General features: G+C 58.1%; 1 protein-coding gene and 2 pseudogenes. 1 reads left to right on the top strand and 2 read right to left on the bottom strand.

The window, feature by feature from the left end; genetic code table 11:
- A pseudogene (locus H926_RS35100) lies at window positions 1-385 on the top strand (NADH oxidase); the annotation flags it as partial.
- A gap of 137 nt (window positions 386-522) precedes the next feature.
- On the opposite strand, the gene H926_RS32720 reads toward H926_RS35100, so the two are convergent.
- Together H926_RS32720 and H926_RS35095 are read right to left on the bottom strand one after the other, a co-directional pair.
- Window positions 523-1092 (bottom strand): hypothetical protein, encoded by a 570-nt coding sequence (locus H926_RS32720; RefSeq protein ID WP_148291833.1) that lies wholly within the window; start codon window positions 1090-1092, stop codon window positions 523-525.
- Between the two features lie 72 nt (window positions 1093-1164).
- A pseudogene (locus H926_RS35095) lies at window positions 1165-1427 on the bottom strand (glycoside hydrolase family 3 C-terminal domain-containing protein); the annotation flags it as partial.

Below are 1427 nucleotides of genomic sequence, written 5' to 3'. Positions count from 1 at the left end.
CGGCGGCGCCCCGCTGCTGGGCACGATCCTCTCCACCATGGAACAGGTCGGCCGCGCGGCCGCTGGCGCCTATTCGCGCTATGGCTCCACCGCGAAGAAGCGTGCCTATGTCTATGGCATGCTCGATACCGGGCCGATCACCCTGCCGCGCGACATCGGCTTTGTCTGGGATGTTTCAGGCTGGCTGCTCGGCCCGACGATGGAAGCCCTGGGGCCAGAGGTGCGCGCCCGCATGACGGCCCGCGTCGGCCAGGACCTGACCACGCTGTTCGCCTCCAGCTACAAGGCGCAGGTGCCGCTCTCGCGCGTGCTCGATGCCGACGTGGTGGCCGACTACAACCGCCGCGCGACGGGCGCCAAGTATCTGATCCTGCCGCAGGAATGAAAAACACGACTGGGCTTTCCGCCAATGGCGGGACGCCCAGTCGGTTCGCTCGGTCCAGCCGGCGTCACCACGCGATCGGCCCGTGGGTGGTGCCACTGCCAGATAGGGAAGCGATCACCAAATCCTACATTACAGCCTCAATTTTGATGATTCGAACCGCCACACGATAATTCCAGCGACTGCGGCGCCATAGCCAACATGATTTGGTTGTATTGGGCGGCGTATTTTTTCATGGCGGCGTCGCATTCATCAATTATCTCATAATGCTGATCATCGCCAAAACTTGGGTTCCATAAATCTCTGATTCGATCAGCGTCAGAGCCATCAAAACTAAAGCTGCATTTGTTTGCACCTGGGACATAATAAGTGAATGCATACCCGTTACTTCTAACTTTGAAGAGACGGAGATCATTACGCGAAATTGCCGACTGAACTTCACGAACAGCATACATTCTCTTAAATTCATCAACGCAGGATCGACTGTCCAAGATTTGCTTTTGCAAAATCAACTTGGACTCTCGATATCCTGGAGACTCAAAATCCTTTACAGCGTTGGGTCCGATTAGCCTCAGCTGCGACCGTACAAACTCGGCATCCTCTTGAGACAATAAATCCAGTGTGTTTCTCGGCGGCCGCGGCGGCGGGTTATGTTGCTTTGTACAACCACACACCAAGCCGAGCAGCAATGCGATGGCAATTTTCTGCATGTGCCACCCCCGCCAACTACCTGCCGCACGGGAAACGAAGTGAACGGTTTTCCATTGCGCCTCAATAGAAAATTACCGATTGCCGGGATTTGTCGGGCCCAAGCCAAATCCGAACGGGAACAGCGGATCGGCGCTGTCATCGCCCACAGCCGGGTTCTGCCGTTCCACCGCCGCCATCGTGCGCGGCAGTTCGAACGGCAGGCGCCCGCGCGCGGTTTCCTTGCCGGTCACCACATCCAGCAGGCCCTCGTCGCTCACCCCGAAATTGCCCAGCACGGCGCGGGTCTTGGGCAGGATCTCGGTGAGGATCGCCGGGCGATCGAGGAACACGGCGA

The organism is Novosphingobium sp. B-7 (assembly GCF_000410615.1).
Classification (GTDB): Bacteria; Pseudomonadota; Alphaproteobacteria; order Sphingomonadales; family Sphingomonadaceae; genus Novosphingobium; species Novosphingobium capsulatum.
The sequence above is the reverse complement of the archived record's forward strand: the minus strand, read 5'-3'. Positions and strand labels throughout refer to the sequence as shown.